Source organism: Spirillospora sp. NPDC048911 (assembly GCF_043198015.1).
GTDB lineage: Bacteria > Actinomycetota > Actinomycetes > Streptosporangiales > Streptosporangiaceae > Spirillospora.
Genome location: NZ_JBICUD010000004.1, coordinates 243,443 through 265,967 on the forward strand (window position 1 = coordinate 243,443; position 22,525 = coordinate 265,967).

Consider the following 22,525-nt stretch of genomic DNA (forward strand, 5'->3'; position numbering starts at 1 on the left):
GGTGCCCTCTTGTGCGATCCGCCGAAGGACGGAGCCGTGGGCGTGGCCGATACCGTCTCCCGCGATGCGACGGATCGTCAACCACCCGAATAGTCTGGGACGATCTGCCCATCAATGGCGTCCGGTGACGGACCGCCACAGCAGGAGGGAAGGGCGCCCGTGCTGGTCGACACCTTCGGCCGTACCGCGACCGATCTGCGGGTCTCCCTGACGGACCGGTGCAATCTGCGGTGCGCCTACTGCATGCCGCCCGAGGGGCTGGACTGGCTGCCCAAGCCCGAGCTGCTCACCGACGACGAGGTGGTCCGCCTGGTCCGGCTGGGTGTGGCGGAGCTGGGCGTCACCGAGGTCCGCTACACCGGCGGCGAGCCCCTGCTGCGGCGGGGCATCGCCGGCATCGTTCAGCGGACGGCCGAGCTGGCGCCGCGCCCGCAGGTCTCGCTGACCACCAACGGGATCGGCCTGGACCGGCTGGCCGCGCCGCTGGCGGACGCCGGCCTCGACCGGGTGAACGTCTCCCTCGACACGCTCGACCGGGAGACCTTCAAGCGGCTGGCGCACCGTGACCGCCTCGACGACGTGCTCAAGGGGCTCGCCGCCGCGGTCGCCGCCGGGCTGGCCCCGGTGAAGATCAACGCCGTGCTGATGCGCGGGATCAACGACCACGAGGCGGTGCCGCTGCTGCGCTTCTGCCTGGAGCACGGTTATCTGCTGCGGTTCATCGAGCAGATGCCGCTGGACGCCCAGCACGGCTGGACCCGCGACAACATGATCACCGCGGACGAGATCCTCGCGCTGCTGGGCGGGGAGTTCGAGCTGACCCCCGAGCTGCCGGAGGAGCGCGGCAGCGCCCCCGCGGAGTCGTTCCTGATCGACGGCGGGCCCGCCGCGGTCGGCGTGATCGGCTCTGTCACCCGGCCGTTCTGCGGTGCCTGCGACCGCGTCCGGCTCACCGCGGACGGGCAGATCCGCAACTGCCTGTTCGCCACCGAGGAGTCCAACCTCCGCGACGCCCTGCGGGCGGGCGCCTCCGACGACGAGCTCGCCGACCGCTGGCGCAAGGCGGTCTGGGCCAAGCGGGCCGGTCACGGCATCGACGACCCGTCCTTCCTCCAGCCGGCCCGCCCCATGTCGGCGATCGGCGGTTGACCGTTCCGCCCGCGCCACATGCGACGATGGCGGGGTGACGGACCAGCCGCTGGAGCATCGCGTCGAGATCGTCGTACCGCCGGAGAACGAGGTCGGCGCCTACGCGGGGTTCGCCTCCGTGTGGCGCACGCAAGACTGTTTCGTCCTGGACTTCGCGACCGAGATACGGCCGCCCGAGGTCTCCGAGGACCCGGCGTCCGGGGAACGGTACGTCCACGTGCCGGCTCAGGTCGTCGCGCGGGTACGGATCCCGCCGGGCCAGATCTGGGAGCTGATGAAGGCCCTCGAGCAGAACCTCAGCGCCTACGAGCGCGAGACCGGCGGCACCCGGGGCAATGGCGACGGCTGAGCCGTTCGACGCGGTGGTGCTCGCGGGCGGGCGGGCCCGGCGCATGGGCGGCGGCGACAAGCCCGGCGAGCGGGTCGGCGGGCGGCCGCTGATCGCCCGCGTGGCGGACGCGGCCGGCGCCGCCCGCACCCTGGTGATCGTCGGCCCGCCGCGTCCCGAGCCCGCGCACGCCGTGTTCGTGCGGGAGGACCCGCCCGGCGCCGGGCCGGTCCCCGCCCTGCGCGCGGGCCTGCCGGCGGTCTCCGCGCCGTGGGTGGCGCTGCTCGCGGGCGATCTTCCGTTCCTGGGCCCCGGCGACGTGGCTCTGCTGCTGGCCGCGGCACGCGACGCGGACGCGGCCGGGGCGGTGCTGCTGGACGACGGCGGGCGCGAGCAGTGGCTCGCGGGATGCTGGCAGGCCGGCGCTCTCCGCCGGGCCCTCGCGGGCTACGAAGGGGCCTCTCTGCGCGGCCTGCTCGCACCGCTCGGCCCGGTCACGGTGACCGTCCGGGCGGGGGAGCGGCCGCCCTGGTACGACTGTGACACCCCCGGCGAGCTCGAACACGCCGACCGCCTGACCCGGCCCGGCGGCCCTTGATCGTGCGAGAGTGGACGCACGCTCGCTGAGGGGGAGGACGACGGTGCTGGAGGAATGGATCGAGGCTGCCTGCCTCGAACTCGGAATCGGCCGGGACGAGGTCGACCGCGACCTGATCCTTGATCTCGCCCGTGACGTCGCCCACGGGGTGGCGCGGCCGGGCGCTCCGCTCACCGCCTACCTGCTGGGACTGGCGGTCGGGCGCGGCGCCCCGGCGCGGGACGCGGCCGCCCGGCTCACCGCGATGGCCGAAGGATGGAAGCCCGGCCCCGGGGCCGGCGCTGAGCCTGACCCCGGGGCGGGCTCCTAGGCGGGCACGTCGCGTTCGGCGACCGGCACGACGTCCCGCAGGAAGTCGCGGCGGTCCAGGAAGGCCGACAGGCTCGCGCGGTGCTCGTCGCAGGCCAGCCAGGTCTTGCGCCGGTCCGGCGTATGGATCTTGGGGTTGTTCCACCGCAGCGCCCACACGGCGTCCGCGCGGCACCCCTTGGCCGAGCACTGCAGTTCGTCGATGGGTTCGTCCGTCACGTCCCCACCCTGGCACAGCCGCGCCGCCGGCCGGGACGCCGGCGCAGGCGCCGGGCGGCGAGCCCGGCCAGCAGCGCGCCGCCGAGCAGCCCGGCCGCGACCACCTGGTTCTGCCGCCGGATCCGCCGCGGGATCTGCGCGTACGGCATCGTGGTGAACGACACGAGCTCGTAACGCGAGAGGTAGCGGCCCGCCGAGCGGCGTTCGAGGGCGTGCTGGGCGGTCTGCTTCAGCCGGTAGACCGGCGAGCCGACCCGGTCGCGCATCTCGACGAAGTTGTCGAGGGCCATCGCCGCGATCGCGTCGGTGTTGGCCTTGCGCTGCTCCTGATAGCGGGAGAGGGCACCGGCCCAGTCGCCGCCGGCCTCGCCCAGCAGCCGGTCGATCTCGATGCAGTCCTCGAACGCGCAGTTGGCGCCCTGTCCGAAGAACGGCACGATCGCGTGGGCGGCGTCACCGAGCAGCGCGACGATGGAGCCCTGCCCGTACCGGACCCACGGCCAGCAGCGGACCGTCACGAGCGAGCCCACCGGATTGTGCGCGAAGTCGTCGGTCAGCGCGGGCATCAGGCGGGCGGCGTCGGGATAGTGGGTCTCGAAGTGGGCCCGTACCTTCGCGGCCGTGTCGAGGGCCTCGAAGTCGCTCTTGGGCCAGAACAGCGTGCAGGTGAACGAGCGGTCGAGGTTCGGCAGCGCGATCATCATGGCGGTCCCGCGCGGCCAGATGTGCAGCGCGTCGGGATCCAGCGCGAAGTCCCCCGGATCGTCTGGGGTGGCACCGCGGCCCGGGATCGTCAGCTCCTTGTAGCCGTGCTCCAGGAAGTCCTGCCGGTCGTCGATCCCGCCACCGGCGGCCAGCGAGCGGCGCACCGCGCTGTACGCGCCGTCCCCGGCGAGGACGACGCCGGCGCGCTCGGTCACGGGCCCGTCCGGTCCCTCCAGCAGGAGCAGCCCGGCGGCCGTGTCGACGCCGGTCACCCGCTGCGAGAAACGCACGGTCACGCCGGGAGTCGCCTCCGCCGCGCCAAGAAGGGCCTGGTTGAGCTCGGCCCGGCTGATCGAATTGATCGCCCGCTCGCCGTCGGCGCTGTACGGCTGGAAGTCGAGCCCCTTCCCGAGCGGATGGATCATCCGCCCGTGCATGGGAAGCGCCCGCTTGAGCGCCTGGTCGCGCAGCCCCACGGCGTCGAGCGCCGCCAGCCCGCGAGCGGAGATGGCGAGGTTGATGGAGCGGCCGCGCTCCGCCCCGGCGATCCGCGGATCGGGCCTGCGCTCGTAGAGCGTCACCTCCAGGCCGCGCCGTCCCAGCAGCGTCGCCAGCAGCGCTCCGGCGAGGCCGCCGCCGACGATCGCGATCCGCTCGTCGTCACGCGTCATGGACGGGTGCCTCCTCGATCTGCGAGCGGACCTCCCAGAGATCCGGGAAGGCGGGCCGGAACAGAGTCGAGCGCAGGTAGTCGGCGCCCGCCGAGCCGCCCGTGCCCAGCTTGGCGCCGATGGTGCGTTCCACCATCTTGACGTGCCGGTAGCGCCACTCCTGGATGCCCTCGTCCACGTCGACCAGGGCCTCGCACACCTCGGCGGCCGGTCCGCTCTCGTCGGCGTAGACCTTGAGGAGCGTGCGCTGCACGTCCTCGTCGGGCCGCCACGGCGTGCCCGGGTCGCGGTCGAGCGCGGCGTCGGGCACGGCGAACTCCTGGCGCCGCAGGTAGCGCAGCAGCGAGTCGAACACCGAGCGCCGCGCCACGGCGGCCTGAAGCCGCTCGTCGTCGCGCAGGTCGGACGCGGGGAACTCGCGGCGTCCCAGCACCGCCTCCAGCTCCCTGAACTGCGCGGACTGGAAGCCGCTGGACGAGCCGAGCGCGTCGCGGAACGAGGCGAACTGGCGCGGCGTCATCGTCTCCAGGACGTCCAGCTGCCCGACGACCGTCTTGAGGATCTTGGCGATGCGGCGGGCCGTGTGCAGCGCGCCCGCGCTGTTGCCCTCCTCCAGCCGCCGTTGCAGCAGCGCGGCCTCGTGCAGCAGCTGCTTGAACCACAGCTCGTAGACCTGATGGATGATCACGAACAGCAGCTCGTCGTGCGCGCCGGTGCGCGGCTCCTGGCACGCGAGCAGCCGGTCGAGACTCAGATAGCCGCCATAAGTGACCCCCTCAGCCGGGTGGTCTGCCGCCGTCGGATCGCCCATCGCCATACCTCCCCGTCCCGCGGCGCCGGCACGACGTTGTGACCGAATCCTCACCACAGGACCGGCACAAAGGTACATACCCGGTGCGAGGGGGCGCTCAGCGAGGCCTGCCCCGCGGCCGGTCGACGCCGCGGAACTCGGCGGCGAGCAGCGCCACGTCGTCGTGCCGGTCCGTGCCGAGCATCGCCGACACGGCGTCGTCGCAGAGGTCGTCCAGCGCGCGCCCCGCGCCGGCGAGATGATCGCACAGCAGCCCGAGCCGCGCCTCGATGTCCGCGCCGGCCCGCTCGACCAGCCCGTCGGTGCAGAGCACGAGGCGGCTGCCGTTCTCGACCCTGAGCCCCGCCGTCCCGAACGGATGTCCGCCCACGCCGATCGGCACCCCGGCCGGGAGCCGCAGCAGGCGGCTCGACCCGTCGGGTGCGATCAGGACCGGCGGCACGTGTCCGGCGTTGGCGATCGTGCAGTGGCGCTGCACCGGGTCGTAGACCGCGTAGACGCAGGTGGCGATGCTGCCGTCGCCGAGCCTCGGGGCGAGCGTGTCGAGTCGCCGGAGCACCTCCAGGGGATCGAGGTCCAGCGACGCGAACGCCTGGATGGCGGTGCGCAGCTGGCCCATGGTCGCCGCGGACCGCCAGTCGTGCCCCATCACGTCGCCGACGGTCAGCGCGACCCGGTCGCGGGGCAGCGGGATGGCGTCGAACCAGTCGCCGCCGGCCCGCGCCCCCGCGCTGCCGGGCAGGTACCGGTGGGCGACCCGGACCCCCGTCAGCTCGGGGATGGCGCGCGGCAGCAGGCTCGACTGGAGCGCCTCGGCGATGCGCGACTCGTGCTGGAGGAGCCCCGCGTCGGCGATCGACGTCGCCGCGACCCGGGCGATCTCCTCCGCGGCGGCGAGGTCGTGGCCGGCAGGGGCCGGCCTGTGCGCCGCGTGCGCCAGCAGGAGGTCGCCGACCACCGCGCCCCGGGCGACGAGCGGGAGGATCGTGAGCGGCCCGGAGTGCGGAACGGCTTCCAGCAGCCGGTCGCCGAAGGCCGGGTCGCCGGGCGCGCGAGGCAGGTGCACGGGCTCCCCTGTGTTGAGCGTGTGCGCGAGGAGGCTGCTCGCGGGCACCTCGACGGGGTCGGGCCGAGGCGGCGGGCCTTCGGTGCGGGCGAGCCGGCGGATCCGCCAGGGGACTCTGGACGATCGGGGAGTCCTGGGCCCCGCCAGCACCTCCTCCACCACGTGGACCTCGGCGAACTCGGCGAAGTGCGGCACCATGGCGCCGGCCAGCTCCGCCGCGGCGTGGACGGGGTCGAGCCTGCTCGCGATCCGGGCCGTCGCCCGGTTGATGAAGGCGAGCTGCCGGGGGGCGGCCGTCGCGGGCAGCGTGGTCTCCTCGGGGACGGCGCCGTTGCGGACGTCGAACGGCAGCCGGGCCGTGACGATGAGGCCGATCCCGGGATAGCCGAGCGCGAGGATCCGCGCGCTCGCCCTCCGGCGGCATTCGGGCGGCAGCACCCGCAATGCCTCGGCGAGGTTGTGCCGCAGCCGCGCCAGGCTCGCCGCCTCCACCGGGAGGACGCACGGGCTGAGGCTCGGCACCCGCAGTCCGCGCCGGGGGCCGGGGGCGCCGCGCGGGCGCACGATGAGCTGGTCTCCGACCGAGAGGCTGAGCGAGACCTCCCGCAGCTCGGCGGCCTCCACGGCGAACACGAGCAGCCGGACGGGCCCCGGGGGCGGCATCGGGTACACCCACCAGGCGATGTTCTTGATGGTGAGGCGCTCGCGGCGGAGGGCGGGGGCGACGAAGGCGATGGCCTGCCCGTCCGGGGAGCAGGTGCCGTCGAGCGCCGCTCCGGGGCTGCCCGGCACCTGAAACATCTCGCCGAAACTCCGCCCCGCGGTCTCGTCGATGGTGCAGCCGAACAGCTCTTCGGCCTGTGCCGTCCAGTGCAGGACGTGGCCGTGGCCGTCCAGCGGTACGAGGGCCAGCCGGGTGAGCCCCAGAAGCCGGCCCGACGGCACCGGCGAGCCGGTCCCGGCAGGCGGCAGGTCAAGATCGCGGAGGACGTGGCCGCTCATGATGGCCGATCTCTTGGGGATGGACACGGATCGCAATCACGAAACTACCCCCGGTTCCGAGGTCCGGTTCCCCCTCTTCGAGAAACTTCTGGCCAGGAGCTGGGGGAAGGAGGATAAATGGGAGAGTGAAGGGCGAAGCTTCCCCTCGGTACTCCACCGGTGGGCGTCTCGAACAGATCGGCCAGCGCCTGCGGGAACTCCAGGCCCGCGGCCGCGAACTGCGGGAGTACAGCGCGAGCCAGGCCGCCCGTTCCGCTCGCCTGCCACGGTCCGCCGAGCTGGTCCGGATGGCCGAGTTGCGGGCGGAAGCGGCCGCCGAGGCGGCCGAGGCGGCCTACTATCACGCCGGTGACGTCCATGACCGCGCGGCGGCCCTGCACGACCGCCTCGCCGAGAGCGGCATCGGCGACACCGGCCGGCACCGGCAGAAGGCCCGGGAGCACCGGTCGCTCGCCGAGGCGGATCGCAAGACCGGCGGGAGCATTCGTGCGGGAACGACGCGCCGTCCACGCGAGTGACCTCGCGCCGGCCGGGAATGGACGCGACATGGGAAAGGCGCCTGGCCGCGACGTGGTCGTGATGGCGGCCTCCGCGGGCGGTATCGAGGCGTTGCGCGCGGTGGTGGCGGGACTGCCCGCGGGCCTGCCCGCCGCCGTGCTGGCGGTGCTGCACCTTCCGCCCAGTGGCGGGCGGGCGCTCCCGGGCATCCTCGCCCGCGCCGGGGCGTTGCCCGCCGCGCCCGCCGGGGACGTGGAAGAGCTGCGGCCGGGGCGCATCTACCTGGCGCCGCCGGACCACCACCTCCTGGTCGACGGCGGCACCGCCCGGGTCTCCCGGGGCCCGCGAGAGCACGGGCACCGTCCTTCGGCGGACGCGCTGTTCCAGAGCGCGGCCCTGACCGCCGGTCCCCACGTGGTGGCGGTGGTGCTGAGCGGCGCTCTTCGTGACGGTGCGGCCGGGTGCGCCGCGGTGGAACGGCGGGGCGGCGTCGTGGCCGTCCAGGACCCGGCCGAGTGCGCCTATGACGGCATGCCGAGAGCGGCGCTGGCGGCCACCGAGGGCGCGGTCGCCCTGCGCGCCGCGGACCTGGCGGCGTTCATCGTCGACCAGAGCGGAGGCCCCGTGGAGATCGGCGTGCCGGGCCGGTCCCGCGATGCCGGGACCATCTCCTGAGGACGCCCGCTTCCAGGCGAAGCGGGCCCGCGCGGCGTAGGCTTCGGAGGTGGCGGAAAGTGAGAACGGACAGGAATTCGAGGATCTCCTCCTCATGCTCAAGGAGACCCGCGGATTCGATTTCACCGGTTACAAGCCGACGACCCTGACCCGCCGGATACGGCGCCGGATGGACGCCCTCAACCTGGGCACGGTCGGGGAGTACCGCGACTATCTCGAGCTGGAGCACGAGGAGTTCGCCCGGCTGTTCGACAGCCTGCTCATCAACGTGACCGCTTTCTTCCGGGACCCGCCGGCCTGGCAGGCGCTGCGCGAGACCGTGCTGCCGGAGATGCTCGCCGCCAAGGATCCGAGCCGCATGATCCGGGTGTGGAGCGCCGGCTGCGCGACCGGCGAGGAGGCCTACACGCTGGCGATGCTGCTGGCGGAGGAGCTCGGCACGGACGCGTTTCGAGACCGGGTGAAGATCTACGCGACCGACCTCGACGAGGACGCGCTCAGCCAGGCGCGGACCGGTTCCTACACCGAGCGGCAGGTCGCCGACATCCCCGAGGAGCTGCGCCGCACCTACTTCGAGCCGGTCGGCACGCGCTACGCGTTCCGCCGTGACCTGCGGCGCCAGGTGATCTTCGGCCGGAACGACCTGACCCGGGACGCCCCCATCTCCCGTGTCGACCTGCTCGTCGCGCGCAACACCCTCATGTACTTCAACGCCGAGACGCAGACCGGGGTGATCCGGCGCTTCCACTTCGCGCTGTCCAAGCCCGGCTTCCTCTTCCTCGGCAAGGCCGAGATGCTGCTCAACCACGGCGACCGGTTCGAGCCCATCGACCTGCGCAAACGGCTCTTCCGCAAGATCCCCGCCGTGCCCCAGTCCGGCTTCCCCTACAAGGGCTGGGAGGACACCGTCAGCACCGGGACGGCGGCGAGCAACCTCGACCAGGCGGCGCTGAGCTCCGGGCCGGTGGCCCAGCTCGCCATCGACCTCGACGGCAGGCTCAGGGTGGCCAACGGCCGCGCGGAGGCGCTGTTCAACCTGCGTCCCCGCGACCTCGGCCGGCCGTTCCAGGACCTCGAGGTCTCCTACCGCCCGGTCGAGCTCCGTTCGGTGATCGAGCAGGTCAAGAAGGACTCCCGTCCCATCGAGCTGCACGACGTCATCTGGCATCGCGCCGCCGGCGCGGAGCCGAGCGTCTTCGACGTCCTGGCGGTGCCGCTCCACAGGGCGCCGGGCGACATGATCGGCGTCGGCGTCAGCTTCTCCGACGTCACGCACTATCGCCGGCTCCGGGACGAGCTGGAGCACTCCAACCAGGAGCTGGAACGCGCCTACGAGGAGCTGCAGTCGCTGAACGAGGAGCTCGAGACGACCAACGAGGAGCTGCAGTCCACCAACGAGGAGCTCGAGACCACGAACGAGGAGCTGCAGTCCACCAACGAGGAGCTCGAGACGATGAACGAGGAGCTGCAGTCCACCAACGACGAGCTGCAGGAGATCAACGACGCGCTCCGCATCCGCAGCGAGGAGCTCGACTCGGCCAACTCGTTCCTCAGCTCGGTGCTGCGCAGCCTCGGCGCGGCGGCCGTCGTGGTGAACGAGGCGCTGCGCGTGCAGGTCTGGAACCAGGGCGCGGAGGAGCTCTGGGGGATGCGCGCGGAGGAGACCCAGGGCCGGGACCTGTTCACCCTCGACATCGGCCTGCCGCTGGACGAGCTGGAGCCGTCGGTGCGCCGGCTGCTCGGCGACGCCTCGCACAACGGCTCGGCGGTCACGCTGGACGCGGTGAACCGGCGGGGCCGGCCGGTGCGGCTGACGGTGGACCTCAACCTGCTGTGCGACGAGGACGGGCAGGTCCGAGGGGTGATCATCGTCATGGACCACACCTCAGCCGGAGACGGCTGACGGCGGGAATACCGGCGGCCGAGCTCTTCCCCTAGAGTGGAAAACAGGAGAACACCGGACCTGGGTCGGCTGCTCGTGGGAGGGGCACGCGATGGCCTCAAGGTTGGATCTCGCGGCCATTCGGAAGGACCTGGACGCCTTCACCGGCCGTATCGACGCACTGCGCGCGGCGCCGACGCTCGAGACGGCGCTGACCGAGCTGGAGAACGCCGAAGAGGAGCTCCGGGTCTGCACCGAGGAGATCGAACGGCTGGCGCTGCCCGGCGCCGGGGCCGCGTGGCAGCGGGAGCTGACGCACCGCGCGTTCCAGGAGCTGCCCTCGCCCGCCTTCGTGCTCGACGGCACCGGCGTGATCCGCGCGCTCAACCGCCGGGGCGCCGGCCTCCTCGGCGTCACGGCCCTGCGCGCCGTGGGCAAGCCCTTCGCGGTCTTCGTCGAGCTGCCGTGGCGGGCGACCTTCCGCTGCGAGCTCGCCGACGTGCTGCGCGAGGGCCGGCCGGGGTCGGTCCTCGGCCGGGTGGGGTCGCGCAACGGCAGCACGCCGCCGCTCGAGCTCCGGCTGGCACGGCTCGCCCTGCACACCGACGAGCGGCCGGGCGTCCTGGTCACGCTCGACGTCTTCGCCGGTCAGGGCGGCCACCACGACATCATGGCGGAGGCCGCCCAGCTGCGCCGGCTGGACATCATGGGACGGATGACCCGGCTGCTCCTCGGCGCGCCCGCGGCCTTCGGCCCGACCATGCTGGGCGACGCCGCGGCACTGCTGGCCGCCGAGTGCTGCGACTTCGCCATCCTCGACCTGGTGAGCGGTGGCGCGCTCCGGCGGGCCGTCGTGGCGGGCCCGGTGGGCACGCCGGCGGAGCCTGACGGCGTGGTGGTCTGCCGTGCCCTGGAACGGATGGATCCGGGCGGTTCCCTGGTCGCGCGCACCATCGTCGAGACCGGCGAGTCCATGCTGCACATCCCGCTGTGGGAGGACGGGGCGCTGGGGCGGAGCAGGGAAGGCCGCGCCGTGCCCAAGGAGCTCAACACGGCGTTCGCCGTCGGCGTCGCCCTGCGTGACGAGACGGCCGATCCGCTCGGCGTCCTGTTCCTGGTCCGCAAGCCGGACCGGCCGGCCTTCACGCTGACCGACCTCGCCCTGTACGAGGAACTGGGCGTCCACATCGGGCTGGCGCTCAAACGCTGAGCCCCCTAGCCTTCCGGTAGAACGAGATTCGGTTCGAGCTGGGAGGCCGGGTGGCCAACGTGGTCAGGGAGTTCGTGGGGCTGCCCTCGCCCCTCATCGGCAGGGCCGGCGCGGGCGGTCACCCCTGCCAGGGCGTCTACCACCGGCCGGCCGGAGCGACTCCCAAGACCGCGTTCATCGCCACGCACTACAACATCGACTTCTCCGAGCACTATCTCGCCTCCCACCTGGCCGAGCGCGGCTACGGCTTCCTCGGCTGGAACACCCGGTTCCGCGGCGCCGAGCCGTACTTCCTGCTCGACCACGCGCTCGCCGAGATCGGCGTCGGCGTGCGGTGGCTTCGTGAGCAGGCCGGTGCCGAGCGCGTGGTGCTGCTCGGCAACTCCGGAGGCGGCTCGCTCATGGCCGCCTACCAGTCCCAGGCGGTCGAGCCGAACGTGACGCCGGTCGCCGGGATGCGGCCCGTGCCGGCGATCGAGGATCTGCCCGCCGGCGATCTGTTCGTCGCGCTGGCCGCGCACTCGGGACGGCCCGAGGTGCTCACCGCCTGGATGGACCCCTCGATCACCGACGAGACCGACGCGCTCTCGGTGGACCCGGCCCTCGACCCGTTCGATCCGGCGAACGGCCCGCCCTACGGCGCCGGGTTCCAGGCGCGCTACCGCGCCGCGCAGCGGGCCCGGAACGAGCGGATCACCGACTGGGTGCTCGGCCGGCTCGCCGCGCTCCAGGGCACCCGCGCCCGCGACCAGCTCTTCACCCTCCACCGCACCTGGGCCGATCTGCGGATGATCGACCCCGCCATCGAACCCTCGGACCGCAAGCCCAACTGGTGTTACCAGGGCGAGCCGGTCAAGGCCAACTACGGGGTCTTCGGCATCGGCTCGCTGTGCACCTTGCGCACCTGGTTGTCGATGTGGAGCCTGCGCACCTCGCAGTGCGCCGCCGCGCCGCATCTCGGGCGGATCACCGTGCCGTCGCTGGTGATCCACGCGACCGCGGACGAGTGCGTGTACGAGAGCGACGCCCGGGGCGTTCACCAAGCCCTCGCCGCCCGGGACAAGCGCCTGGAGTTCGTCAAGGACGACCACTACGTCCGCGGGTCCCGGCCCGAGGTGGCCGACCTCGTCGACGCCTGGGCGCGCGAACGCTGAGCTAACCGATCCGGTCGACCTCGCCCACGGAGACGCGGACGGCGCGCAGCGCCTCGGTGAGGCCGGTGGCCTGCTCGGAGGTCAGGCCGGGGAGCCCGAACGACGCCTCGTGGAGGGCCTCCGTCGCCTCCTCCGCGACCTCCCGCCCGGCCGGGGTGATCTCGGCGAGCACGATCCGGCGGTCGCCCTGGGAGGGCCTGCGCCGGACGAGCCCGCGCTGCTCGAGGCGTCCGATCACGTTGGTCACCGAGGCGGGGTGCACCATCAGGCGGACGCCCATCTTGCCCATGGGCAGGCAGCCCGAGCGGGTGAAGGCGAGCAGCCGCAGCGCCTCGTAGGCCGCGAACGTGAGGCCGTGCGGCTTGAGCGCCGCCTCGATCCGGCTCAGCAGCAACTGCTGCACCCGCATCACCGATGTCACCGCGGCCATGTGGTCGGCGTGCTCGGGCCACCGGGCACTCCACTGGTGGTGCGCTTCGGCGATGGGATCCAGGGAATTGACTGTCTCGTCCACGACGAATTACTTTAGCTTCCAAATATTGGAAGTCCAAGGGGTAGGGTTCTGATGCATGTCCCGGTGAATCCCGTGCGGTTCGTGACGGCGGCGGCGCTGTTCGACGGCCACGACGCGGCCATCAACATCATGCGGCGCATCCTGCAGTCGCAGGGTGCCGAGGTGGTGCACCTGGGCCATGACCGCTCGGTCCAGGCCGTCGTCGACGCGGTCCTGGAGGAGGACGCCCAGGGGGTGGCGATCAGCTCCTACCAGGGCGGCCACGTCGAGTACTTCGAATTCCTCGCCAAATCGCTGGCCGAGGCCGGGGCGGGGCACGTGCACGTCTTCGGCGGTGGCGGCGGCGTCATCGTGGCCGAGGAGATCGCCCGGCTCGCCGAGGCGGGGGTCCGGATCTTCTCGCCGGAGGACGGCCAGCGGCTGGGCCTGCCCGGCATGATCAACGAGCTGGTCCGCGACTGCGACGTCGACCTGGCGGCCGAGCCCGTCCCGGCCGAAGCGGTGCTCGCCGGCGACCGGCGTGCGCTCGCCCGCGCCATCACCTGCCTTCAAGCGGGCAAGCTGCCCGAGGCCGACCGGCGGGCGATCGCCGAGGCGGCCGGCGAGCGGCGCGTCCCGGTGCTCGGCATCACCGGCACCGGCGGCTCCGGCAAGTCGTCCCTCACCGACGAGCTGGTGCGCCGGCTGCGCGTGGACCAGCGGGACGGGCTGCGCGTCGCGGTGCTCGCGGTCGACCCGACCCGCCGGCGCGGCGGCGGCGCCCTCCTCGGCGACCGCATCCGCATGAACGCGCTGGACGGCGACCGCGTCTTCTTCCGCTCGATGGCCACCCGCGGCGCACGCGAGCTGCCGGAGAACATCGAGACCGTGATCGAGGCGTGCAAGGCCGCCGGGTACGACCTGGTGATCCTGGAGACGCCCGGGATCGGCCAGGGCGACGCGGCGATCGTCCCGCTCGCCGACGTCTCGCTCTACGTCATGACGCCCGAGTTCGGCGCCGCCTCCCAGCTCGAGAAGATCGACATGCTCGACTTCGCCGATGTGGTGGCGATCAACAAGTTCGAGCGGCGCGGCGCGGCGGACGCGCTGCGCGACGTGTCCCGGCAGCTGATCCGCAATCGCGAGGCGTTCGGCGCCAAGCCCGAGGACATGCCGGTGTTCGGCACGAGCGCCGCCACCTTCAACGACGACGGCGTCACCGCGCTCTACCAGCATCTGATCGGCCCGCTGGGCATCGAGCCGGGCGTGCTGCCGCGGGCGGAGACCAAGATTTCCACGGGCGCCGCCCAGATCATCCCGCCCGCGCGGGTGCGCTACCTGTCCGGCATCTCCGAGACCGTGCGCGGCTACCACGCCGAGACGCTGAAACAGATCGAGGCGGTCCGGCGCGTCCAGCGGCTGGCAGAGGTCAGTGCCGAACTGACCGAGACCGCCGAGGTCGAGGGACTGCTGGAGGGCGCGCGCCGCGACGTCGCCCCGGAGAACGCGGAGCTCATCGAGGGCTGGCCGGCCGTCGTGGAGTCCTACTCCGGCGACGAGCAGGTCGTGAAGATCCGCGACAGGGAGCTGCGCACCGCGCTCACCCGCGAGTCGCTGTCGGGCAGCCGCATCCCGCGGGTCGCGTTGCCGCGCTACACCGATCACGGCGAGCTGCTCCGCTTCCTGCGCGCGGAGAACCTGCCCGGCCGCTTCCCGTTCACCGCCGGGGTCTTCCCGTTCAAGCGCGACAACGAGGACCCGGCGCGCATGTTCGCGGGCGAGGGCGACCCGTTCCGCACCAATCGCCGCTTCAAGCTGCTGTCGGAGGGCCAGCCCGCGACCCGGCTGTCCACCGCGTTCGACTCGGTCACGCTCTACGGCCGCGACCCGGGCGAGCGGCCCGACGTCTACGGCAAGGTCGGCACCTCGGGCGTCTCGATCGCGACGCTCGACGACATGAAGGCGCTGTACGACGGGTTCGACCTGGCGAGCCCCACCACCTCGGTGTCGATGACCATCAACGGTCCCGCGCCGACGATCCTGGCGTTCTTCCTCAACACCGCGATCGACCAGGGCGCCGACGCCTTCCGGGAGGAGAACGGCCGCGAGCCCTCCGCCGAGGAGGCGGCCGAAATCCGCGCCCGCGTGCTCTCCACCGTGCGGGGCACCGTCCAGGCCGACATCCTCAAGGAGGACCAGGGGCAGAACACCTGCATCTTCTCCACCGAGTTCTCGCTGCGGATGATGGGCGACATCCAGGAATGGTTCATCGCCAACAAGGTCCGCAACTTCTACTCGGTCTCCATCTCCGGCTACCACATCGCCGAAGCCGGGGCGAACCCCATCAGCCAGCTCGCGTTCACCCTGGCCAACGGGTTCACCTACGTCGAGTCCTACCTCGCGCGCGGGATGGACATCGACGACTTCGCGCCGAACCTGTCGTTCTTCTTCTCCAACGGCATGGACCCCGAGTACAGCGTGCTCGGCCGGGTGGCCAGGCGCATCTGGGCGGTGGCCATGCGGGACCGGTACGGGGCCAACGAGCGCAGCCAGAAGCTGAAGTACCACGTGCAGACGTCCGGCCGGTCGCTGCACGCCCAGGAGATGAACTTCAACGACATCCGCACCACGCTGCAGGCCCTGATCGCCATCTACGACAACTGCAACAGCCTGCACACCAACGCCTTCGACGAGGCGGTCACCACGCCCACCGCCGAGTCGGTCCGCCGCGCGCTGGCCATCCAGCTCATCATCAACCGCGAGTGGGGCCTGGCGATGAACGAGAACCCGCTGCAGGGGTCGTTCGTCATCGACGAGCTGACCGACCTGGTGGAGGAGGCGGTGCTCACCGAGTTCGACCGGATCAGCGAGCGCGGGGGAGTGCTCGGCGCGATGGAGACCGGCTACCAGCGCGGCCGCATCCAGGACGAGTCGATGCTCTACGAGCAGCGCAAGCACGACGGGTCGCTGCCGATCGTCGGCGTCAACACCTTCCGCAACCCGAACGGCGACGAGGAGGCCGGCAAGCCGCTGGAGCTGGCCCGGGCCACCGAGGACGAGAAGCGCTCGCAGCTCGACCGCGTGCGCGGCTTCCAGGAGCGGCACCGCGACGACGCCGAGAGCGCACTGGCCGCGCTCAAGGAGGCGGCGCGCTCGGGCGGCAACGTGTTCGCCGTGCTGATGGACGCGGCGCGGATCTGCAGCCTGCAGCAGATCACCGACGCGTTCTTCGAGGTCGGCGGGCAGTACCGGCGGAACGTGTGACCGCTTCGGTCGTGCGCCGGGTCGTCTCGCTCGTGCCGTCGCTGACCGAGACGGTCGCCGAGACCGCCCCCGGCCTGCTGGTGGGGGCGACGGACTGGTGCACCCATCCGGCCGGGCTCGACGCCGAGCGGATCGGCGGCACCAAGAACCCCGACGTCGAGCGGATCGTGGCGCTGAAGCCGGACGTCGTCCTCGGCAACACCGAGGAGAACCGCGCCGTGGACGTCGAAGCGCTGCGCGCGGCGGGCCTCCCGGTCTGGATGACCGACATCCGCACGGTGGACGAGGCACTCGTGTCGCTCCGCCGGATGCTCACCGAGGCGTGCGGGCTCGACGCCCCGGCCTGGCTGGACGACGCCGCCCGCGCCTGGGACTTCGCGCCGCCCGCCGGCCGGGTGCGGGCCGTCGTCCCGATCTGGCGGCGGCCCTGGATGGTCGTGGGACGCGACACGTTCACCGGGGACGTCCTGGCACGCCTCGGCGTCGGCAACATCTACGCCGATCACCCCGAGCGCTATCCGAAGATTCCCTTGGCCGAGCTCGTCGCGGCCGGACCCGACCTGGTCGTCCTGCCCGACGAGCCCTACCGGTTCACCGCCGACGACGGGCCGGAGTGTTTCCCGGGGACACCGGCCGCTCTCGTCGACGGCCGCCTGCTCACCTGGTACGGGCCGTCGCTGGTGACGGCGCCGCGGGCACTGGCCGCCGCACTCGACGTGCTGTGATACCACTGGGTACATGATCGGCTTCGCTCGGTCCCTCGCGGGACGCTGGGAGGTTCTCGTTCCGGCGCTGGCGCTCGTGGCGCTCGCGGTGACCTGGGGGCGGGACCTGCCCGGCCTGGCGGTGGCGGTGGTCGCGCTGCTGCTGGCGGGCTCGGTGCTGGCGGCCGTGCACCACGCCGAGGTCGTGGCGCACAAGGTCGGGGAGCCCTTCGGCTCGCTCGTGCTGGCGGTGGCCGTCACCGTCATCGAGGTGGCCCTCATCGTCAGCCTGATGGTGTCGTCGTCCGCCGAGAAGTCGGCGACGCTGGCGCGGGAGACGGTGTTCGCCGCCGTCATGATCACCTGTAACGGCATCGTGGGCCTGTCCCTGCTGGTGGCCACCCTGCGGCACCGCGTGGCCGTCTTCAACGCCGAGGGCACCGGAGCCGCGCTGGGCACCGTCGCCACGCTGGCGACGGTGTGCATGGTGCTGCCGACCTTCACCACCAGCGCGAACGGGCCGGTGTTCTCGCCCGGCCAGCTGGCGTTCGCGGCGGTCGCCTCGCTCGTGCTCTACGGCCTGTTCGTGCTGACCCAGACGGTCCGGCACCGCGACTACTTCCTGCCGGTCACCGAGGACGGGGACGTCCTGGACGAGGACGACCACGCCGAAGCGCCCTCCGGCAGGGAGACCACGACGAGCCTGGTGCTCCTCCTCATCGCGCTGGTCACCGTGGTCGGGCTGGCCAAGGTGGAGTCACCGGTCATCGAGCGCGGCGTCGAGGCCGCCGGGCTGCCGCACGCGGTCGTCGGCGTCGTCATCGCCCTGCTGGTACTGCTGCCCGAGACGCTCGCCGCGGTCCGGGCGGCCCGCCGCGACCGCGTGCAGACCAGCCTCAACCTGGCACTGGGCTCCGCCATGGCGAGCATCGGGCTCACCATCCCGACCATCGCCGTCGCCACGATCTGGCTGAGCGGCCCGCTGGAGCTCGGGCTGGGCGGCACGCACATGGTGCTGCTGGCGCTCACCGTCGCGGTGTCGACGCTCACCGTCGTCACCGGGCGGGCCATCCTGCTCCAGGCCGGCGTGCACCTGGTGATCTTCGCCTCGTTCCTCTTCCTGGCGATCAGTCCCTAGCGGGTGAAGAGCGCCTCCACGCAGCGGTCCACGCGGGCGTCGAGCTCGTCGACCGGCAGGCCGATCTCCCGGGCGAGCTGCTCGCGGAACAGCGTGTAGCCGTAGATCGTCGAGGCGAGCGCGGCCTGGACCGCCTCGACGTCACAGCTCGCCAGCTCGCCCCGGGCCGCGCTCTCGGCGAGCCGGGCCCGGCCCTCGCCGCGGTCGGGCAGGACGCGGGGCCGGTCGTCGCCGTCCAGCACCAGCAGCGTCGTGAGCACGACCGGCTCGGGCCGGCGCAGGTTGATCCACAGCAGCCGCGACAGCCGCTCGCGCAACGGCAGCCCGGCCGTCTCGCCGGCGTCGTCGGCGTTGGCCCGCGCGCGGTGGAACAGCGCCGACCGGAGCAGGCCGCGGCGCGAGCCGAAGTACTGGTAGACCAGCCCCCGGTTGACGCCCGCCGCGTCGGCGACCTCGCGGAGGTTGAGCCCCGCGAGGACGCCCTCGCGGCGCAGCAGCCCGATCGCGGCGGCGCGCAGCGACTCCTCGGTCACCTCCCGCCCGCGGGCGGGTTCGCGTGCGGGCCCGGTCACGCCCGGGGGCCGCCGGCCACGTAGATCACCTGGCCGGTCACGAACGAGGCGTCGTCGCTCACCAGGAACGCGACCGTGCCGGCGATGTCGGCGGGGACGCCGACCCGGCGCACCGGGATCTGGTCGGCCGCGGCGCGCTTGAACTCCTCGAAGTCCACGCCCATCCGGGCCGCGGTCGCGGCCGTCATCTCGGTGGCGATGAAGCCCGGCGCGATGGCGTTGGCCGTCACCCCGAACTTGCCGAGCTCGATCGCGAGGGTCTTGGTGAACCCCTGCAGGCCCGCCTTGGCCGCCGAGTAGTTGGCCTGGCCGCGGTTGCCGAGCGCCGACACCGACGACAGGTTGACGATGCGGCCCCAGCCCGCGTTCGTCATGTGCGCCTGGACGGCCCGGCTCATGAGGAACGCGCCGCGCAGGTGGACGGACATGACCGAGTCCCAGTCGTCGTCGGTCATCTTGAACAGCATGTTGTCGCGGATGATCCCGGCGTTGTTGACCAGCACCACCGGCGGGCCCAGCTCCTCGGTGACGCGGGCGACGGCCGCCTCGACCCGGGTGGCGTCCGCGACGTCCACGCCGACCGCGACGGCCCGCCCGCCGGCCGCCGCGATGTCCTCCAGGGTGCCCGCGCAGGCGGCCTCGTCGAGATCGCAGACCGCGACGGCGAAGCCTTCCCGGGCGAGCCGTACCGCCGTGGCGGCGCCGATGCCGCGCGCCGCCCCGGTGACGATCGCGACCTTGGACTCGGTCATGTCCGTTCCTCCCTCAGACGCCGATGTCAGACGCCGAGCTGCTTGGCGATGATGGTCTTCAGCACCTCGCTGGTGCCGCCGTAGATGCGGCTGACGCGGGCGTCGGTGTAGAGCCGGGCGATGGGGTACTCGAGGATGTAGCCGTAGCCGCCGTGCAGCTGCAGGCACTTGTCGACGACCCGGGCCTGGACCTCGGTGCAGAAGAGCTTGGTCTTGGCCGCGTCGGCCGGGGTGAGCTCGCCGAGGTCGTGCGCGTCCATCGCGCGGTCGACCAGCGAGCGGGCCGCCTCGACCTCGGTGTCGCACTCGGCCAGCACGAACTTGGTGTTCTGGAACGAGGCGACGGACTTGCCGAACACCGTGCGGTCCTTCACGTAGCCCATCGCGAACTCGACCGCCGCGGCGGCGGACGCGTACGACTGCACCGCGATGGCCAGCCGCTCCTCGGCCAGGTTGTGGGCGAGGTACTCGAACCCGCGGCCCTCCTCGCCGAGGAGGTTCTCCACCGGCACCCGCACGTCGGTGAACGACAGCTCGGCGGTGTCGGAGGTGCGCAGGCCGATCTTCTCCAGCTTGCGGCCGACCGAGTAGCCCTCGCTCTTGGTGTCGACGCACAGGATCGACAGGCCCGCGCGGCGGTTCTCCGGGGTGGCGGGCGAGGTGCGCGCCACGACCAGGCACAGGTCGGCCAGCACGCCGCCGGTGATGAACGTCTTGGCGCCGTTCAGGACGTAGTGGTCTCCGTCGCGCTTGGCGGTGGTCTGCATGCCCGCCAGGTCCGAGCCGGCGCCGGGCTCGGTCATCGCGATCGCGGTCATCATCTCGCCGGAGATGAAGGGGGGCAGCCAGCGCTTCTTCTGCTCCTCGGAGCCGTACGCGAGCAGGTACGGCAGGACGAGGTTGACGTGCACGGTCGTGGCGCCGAAGTTCACGCCCTGGCGGGCGCACTCCTCGGAGATCACGGCGGCGTACTTGAAGCTGGTCTCGCCCGCGCCGCCGTACTCCTCCGGCACGGTGATGCCGAAGACGCCCAGCTCGCCGAGCTTGTTGTAGAAGTCGCGCGGCGGGTGCCCCGCCTCCTCCCACGCGGGGAAGGCGGGGACGACCTCGGCCTCGATGAAGTCCCGGATCGTCTCCCGGAACGCCTCATGGTCCTCGTTGAAAACGGTACGGCGCACGATCCGCCCCTTCTCTCATCGGCTTCGCCATCGATCTAGCGGAACGCTAAGTTTCCTCGAACCCGATTCTAGTTTCAACTCGGACGGCGATGAACTCCGGGGGCCCGGTTCAGCAGTCAGGGGCACACACCCGCCGAGTGACCGCCTGGAGGAACTTCTGCTGGACCTCCTCAGGGGTGTCGGAGATGAGGACGTCGCCCCTGGTCGCCTCGGCGATCCGCCGGAGGGCGCCCGCGTCCACCCCCTTGCCGAACCCGTACATGAACACCAGGACCGGCCGGTCCGGGTCGACCTCCCGGCGCAGCGCGTCCAGGGTCGCCCGCAGCGACGGGCCGCCCGGGTCGTCGTTCCTGCCGTCGGTCCAGAGCAGGACCGAGTTCACGAACTCGGGCTTGTAGGACCGCTTCATCGCCCGGTAGGCCGCCAGGATCGTGTCGTACAGCCCCGTGTCGCCGTTCTTCTTGGGCCGTGTCTCGGCGAACGCGCTGAGCACGAGCTGCCGGCGGGTGGCGGAGCCGAGCCGCTCGCCGAGCGGGCCCACGCTGACCAGCTCCCGCCAGTCCTGGCCGTTCTGCAGGTCCGTGGAGAACACCCACTGGCCGAGCTCGGAGTCGTCGGGCAGCAGCGCCAGCCCCTGCTGCGCCGTCCGCACCGTGGACTGCAGGCGGGTGACGCCCGGCGCGACCTCGTCCTCCATCGAGCCGGAGACGTCGATGATGCTCAGCATGCGGATGCTGAGCGAGAGCCGCGCCCAGGCCTGCATGGTCTTCCGCACCTCGGCGGGTGCGGGCGGCGGCAGCGCGCGAGGCGGCCGCGGGTCGAGGCCGGTCTTCGGCCCGAACGTGCCGGGCGCCGTCCCGTCGGGCGCGCGGAAGCCGAGCCCGCGCAGATCGTCGCGCGTCGCTTCGGCGGTGAGCGCGGACGTGAGGAGACCGGCCGCCCGCTCCCGCTCGCCGTCCGGGCCGAGGAACAGGACGGGGTGATCCATCGTGAGCGTGCCCTCGGCCGGGTACAGCGCGACCGCGGGCTCTCCCGGGCCCTGCGCGTTGTACTCGTACACGGCCTGCTCGGGCGCCAGCGCGACCGGATAGCGACCCTGCCGGTCGCGTCGGAACGAGGCGAACTCGGCCTTGACCGACGGTGCCACGCCCTCGCGGAGCGCCCTGACGGCCCCGGTGAACGAGGCGGCCTCCTTGGGCGAGCCGGCCTGCGGGTCGTCGGCCACCAGCAGGGCGGCCATCCCCGGGGCCGTGCGGGTCGGATCCGGGACCTGGAGCCTCACCGATCCCGGCGGGATCGCGGCCTGGCCCGCGGCCGCCGTGCCGCCGGAAGCGGCCTTGAGGAGATCGGCCCACGACGGCCGGGTGCCCTGGCCGCCGAGCCGCGCCGCGAGCGTGCGGGGCACGGCCACCACGAGCGGGCTGGCCGCCAGCGAGCCGTGCGGGGTGATCCGGGTGCCCCCGGCCGCCTTGGACGCGGCCTGGGCCGGGCCGATCCAGAGGGAGGAGTCGGGGATCCAGACGTCCGGCCGCCGGGTGACCCCCGCGACGCCGCGGCCGGACAGGAGCGTCGCGACCGCGACCGGGTCGGCGGCCCTGACCCTTGCCCGGACGCATTTCCCGGCCGTCTCGCGGTGGGCGTCGTTGAGGCGGCCGGCGGCGGTGGTGACGGCCGGGGCGACGCCGGGCGCCGCCGCCACGTCGAGCGTGACGGCGTCGTCCCCGCCGCAGCCGCCGCCGGCGGCGAACGCGTACACCCCGAAGGCCGCCAGGATCGTGAGTCCCACCGCGGCCACCAGGGGGCCGATCAGCAGGCCGCGCCGCCGGGAACGCGGCGGGAGGGCGTGGCCGCCGCCGCTGTCGCGGCTGTGCCGCGGTGACCGGGCCGCGTGGGAATGCTGGCTCATCGCCGCTCTCCGATCTGGCCGGCACCGGACGCTCGCCCGGGCCGACGGTGAGACACTCGAGGCATCTGTCTCATGACAGTGGACGTGTGATGCTCGCCTCACTCCCCGCAGTCGTCAAGCGGTATGTGGCAAATGGGCTGAGTCGGCGGGCTTCATCTGTAAATTCCCCGTTTTCGGCTCGTGGCCGGACAAGGCCAGCGACGAGACTTGCCACGGCGGCACGAAGATGCGGGGTCTGGTG

21 protein-coding genes are annotated in these 22,525 nt (G+C 72.6%); 12 read left to right on the forward strand and 9 right to left on the reverse strand.

What is annotated here, in order from left to right:
- The first annotated feature begins 159 nt into the window (after positions 1–159).
- Genes moaA through ACGFNU_RS19305 form a run of 4 tightly spaced genes read left to right on the forward strand, consistent with a single transcriptional unit; the run spans position 160 to position 2,385 of the window.
- The gene (gene moaA, locus ACGFNU_RS19290) at positions 160–1,149 is read left to right on the forward strand and encodes a GTP 3',8-cyclase MoaA (protein ID WP_392595304.1); all 990 of its coding nucleotides are present in this window, start codon (positions 160–162) and stop codon (positions 1,147–1,149) included.
- Between the two features lie 34 nt (positions 1,150–1,183).
- Complete coding sequence (locus ACGFNU_RS19295) at positions 1,184–1,498, forward strand: DUF3467 domain-containing protein (RefSeq protein ID WP_392595305.1); 315 nt, start codon at positions 1,184–1,186, stop codon at positions 1,496–1,498.
- Positions 1,485–2,075 (forward strand): molybdenum cofactor guanylyltransferase, encoded by a 591-nt coding sequence (locus ACGFNU_RS19300; RefSeq protein ID WP_392595307.1) that lies wholly within the window; start codon positions 1,485–1,487, stop codon positions 2,073–2,075. Before ACGFNU_RS19295 ends, ACGFNU_RS19300 begins: the two co-directional genes overlap by 14 nt.
- Before the next feature lie 43 nt (positions 2,076–2,118).
- Positions 2,119–2,385 carry a DUF6457 domain-containing protein gene (locus tag ACGFNU_RS19305; protein ID WP_392595308.1) on the forward strand — a complete coding sequence of 89 codons (267 nt, stop codon included), beginning with the start codon at positions 2,119–2,121 and terminating at the stop codon, positions 2,383–2,385.
- Here ACGFNU_RS19305 and ACGFNU_RS19310 read toward each other — a convergent pair.
- From ACGFNU_RS19310 to ACGFNU_RS19325, 4 genes are all read right to left on the reverse strand, one after another.
- Positions 2,382–2,603, reverse strand: coding sequence for a hypothetical protein (locus ACGFNU_RS19310; protein ID WP_392595310.1), 222 nt, complete (start codon positions 2,601–2,603; stop codon positions 2,382–2,384). The two genes, ACGFNU_RS19305 and ACGFNU_RS19310, sit on opposite strands and share 4 nt — an antisense overlap.
- Positions 2,600–3,979 (reverse strand): FAD-dependent oxidoreductase, encoded by a 1,380-nt coding sequence (locus tag ACGFNU_RS19315; RefSeq protein WP_392595312.1) that lies wholly within the window; start codon positions 3,977–3,979, stop codon positions 2,600–2,602. The genes ACGFNU_RS19310 and ACGFNU_RS19315 overlap by 4 nt, the downstream gene beginning before the upstream one ends.
- Positions 3,969–4,790, reverse strand: coding sequence for a tryptophan 2,3-dioxygenase (locus tag ACGFNU_RS19320; RefSeq protein WP_392595314.1), 822 nt, complete (start codon positions 4,788–4,790; stop codon positions 3,969–3,971). The genes ACGFNU_RS19315 and ACGFNU_RS19320 overlap by 11 nt, the downstream gene beginning before the upstream one ends.
- Before the next feature lie 97 nt (positions 4,791–4,887).
- Complete coding sequence (locus ACGFNU_RS19325; RefSeq protein WP_392595316.1) at positions 4,888–6,858, reverse strand: PP2C family protein-serine/threonine phosphatase; 1,971 nt, start codon at positions 6,856–6,858, stop codon at positions 4,888–4,890.
- A gap of 125 nt (positions 6,859–6,983) precedes the next feature.
- Here ACGFNU_RS19325 and ACGFNU_RS19330 point away from each other — a divergent pair, with 125 nt between their 5' ends.
- From ACGFNU_RS19330 to ACGFNU_RS19350, 5 genes are all read left to right on the forward strand, one after another.
- Complete coding sequence (locus ACGFNU_RS19330; protein ID WP_392595318.1) at positions 6,984–7,376, forward strand: hypothetical protein; 393 nt, start codon at positions 6,984–6,986, stop codon at positions 7,374–7,376.
- Positions 7,377–7,404: 28 nt separating this feature from the next.
- Positions 7,405–8,031 carry a chemotaxis protein CheB gene (locus tag ACGFNU_RS19335; protein ID WP_392595319.1) on the forward strand — a complete coding sequence of 209 codons (627 nt, stop codon included), beginning with the start codon at positions 7,405–7,407 and terminating at the stop codon, positions 8,029–8,031.
- Between the two features lie 49 nt (positions 8,032–8,080).
- Complete coding sequence (locus tag ACGFNU_RS19340; RefSeq protein ID WP_392595321.1) at positions 8,081–9,934, forward strand: CheR family methyltransferase; 1,854 nt, start codon at positions 8,081–8,083, stop codon at positions 9,932–9,934.
- A gap of 91 nt (positions 9,935–10,025) precedes the next feature.
- On the forward strand, positions 10,026–11,123 hold the full coding sequence (locus ACGFNU_RS19345) for a PAS domain-containing protein (protein ID WP_392595323.1): 1,098 nt from the start codon (positions 10,026–10,028) through the stop codon (positions 11,121–11,123).
- A 50-nt stretch (positions 11,124–11,173) separates the two neighbouring features.
- Positions 11,174–12,277 carry an alpha/beta hydrolase gene (locus ACGFNU_RS19350; RefSeq protein WP_392595325.1) on the forward strand — a complete coding sequence of 368 codons (1,104 nt, stop codon included), beginning with the start codon at positions 11,174–11,176 and terminating at the stop codon, positions 12,275–12,277.
- 1 nt (position 12,278) lies between these two features.
- Here ACGFNU_RS19350 and ACGFNU_RS19355 read toward each other — a convergent pair whose 3' ends face one another.
- Positions 12,279–12,791, reverse strand: a complete 513-nt coding sequence (locus ACGFNU_RS19355; RefSeq protein WP_392595327.1) for a MarR family transcriptional regulator — start codon at positions 12,789–12,791, stop codon at positions 12,279–12,281.
- A 51-nt stretch (positions 12,792–12,842) separates the two neighbouring features.
- On the opposite strand from ACGFNU_RS19355, the gene icmF reads away from it, so the two are divergent.
- From icmF to ACGFNU_RS19370, 3 genes are read left to right on the forward strand one after another with little or no spacing between them, the layout of a single operon-like run.
- Positions 12,843–16,034: a fused isobutyryl-CoA mutase/GTPase IcmF gene (icmF, locus tag ACGFNU_RS19360; protein ID WP_392595329.1), complete on the forward strand. Its 3,192-nt coding sequence runs from the start codon at positions 12,843–12,845 to the stop codon at positions 16,032–16,034.
- On the forward strand, positions 16,031–16,759 hold the full coding sequence (locus ACGFNU_RS19365) for a helical backbone metal receptor (protein WP_392595331.1): 729 nt from the start codon (positions 16,031–16,033) through the stop codon (positions 16,757–16,759). Before icmF ends, ACGFNU_RS19365 begins: the two co-directional genes overlap by 4 nt.
- 13 nt (positions 16,760–16,772) lie before the next feature.
- The gene (locus tag ACGFNU_RS19370) at positions 16,773–17,876 is read left to right on the forward strand and encodes a calcium:proton antiporter (RefSeq protein WP_392595333.1); all 1,104 of its coding nucleotides are present in this window, start codon (positions 16,773–16,775) and stop codon (positions 17,874–17,876) included.
- On the opposite strand, the gene ACGFNU_RS19375 is transcribed toward ACGFNU_RS19370, so the two are convergent.
- The 4 genes from ACGFNU_RS19375 to ACGFNU_RS19390 all read right to left on the reverse strand — a co-directional run bounded on the left by ACGFNU_RS19375 (position 17,873) and on the right by ACGFNU_RS19390 (position 22,284).
- On the reverse strand, positions 17,873–18,448 hold the full coding sequence (locus tag ACGFNU_RS19375) for a TetR/AcrR family transcriptional regulator (protein WP_392595335.1): 576 nt from the start codon (positions 18,446–18,448) through the stop codon (positions 17,873–17,875). The two genes, ACGFNU_RS19370 and ACGFNU_RS19375, sit on opposite strands and share 4 nt — an antisense overlap.
- Positions 18,445–19,200: a 3-oxoacyl-ACP reductase FabG gene (fabG, locus tag ACGFNU_RS19380; RefSeq protein WP_392595337.1), complete on the reverse strand. Its 756-nt coding sequence runs from the start codon at positions 19,198–19,200 to the stop codon at positions 18,445–18,447. The genes ACGFNU_RS19375 and fabG overlap by 4 nt, the downstream gene beginning before the upstream one ends.
- 26 nt (positions 19,201–19,226) lie before the next feature.
- On the reverse strand, positions 19,227–20,378 hold the full coding sequence (locus tag ACGFNU_RS19385) for an acyl-CoA dehydrogenase family protein (protein WP_392595339.1): 1,152 nt from the start codon (positions 20,376–20,378) through the stop codon (positions 19,227–19,229).
- A 109-nt stretch (positions 20,379–20,487) separates the two neighbouring features.
- Positions 20,488–22,284 carry a substrate-binding domain-containing protein gene (locus ACGFNU_RS19390; RefSeq protein ID WP_392595340.1) on the reverse strand — a complete coding sequence of 599 codons (1,797 nt, stop codon included), beginning with the start codon at positions 22,282–22,284 and terminating at the stop codon, positions 20,488–20,490.
- Between the last annotated feature and the right edge of the window lie 241 nt (positions 22,285–22,525).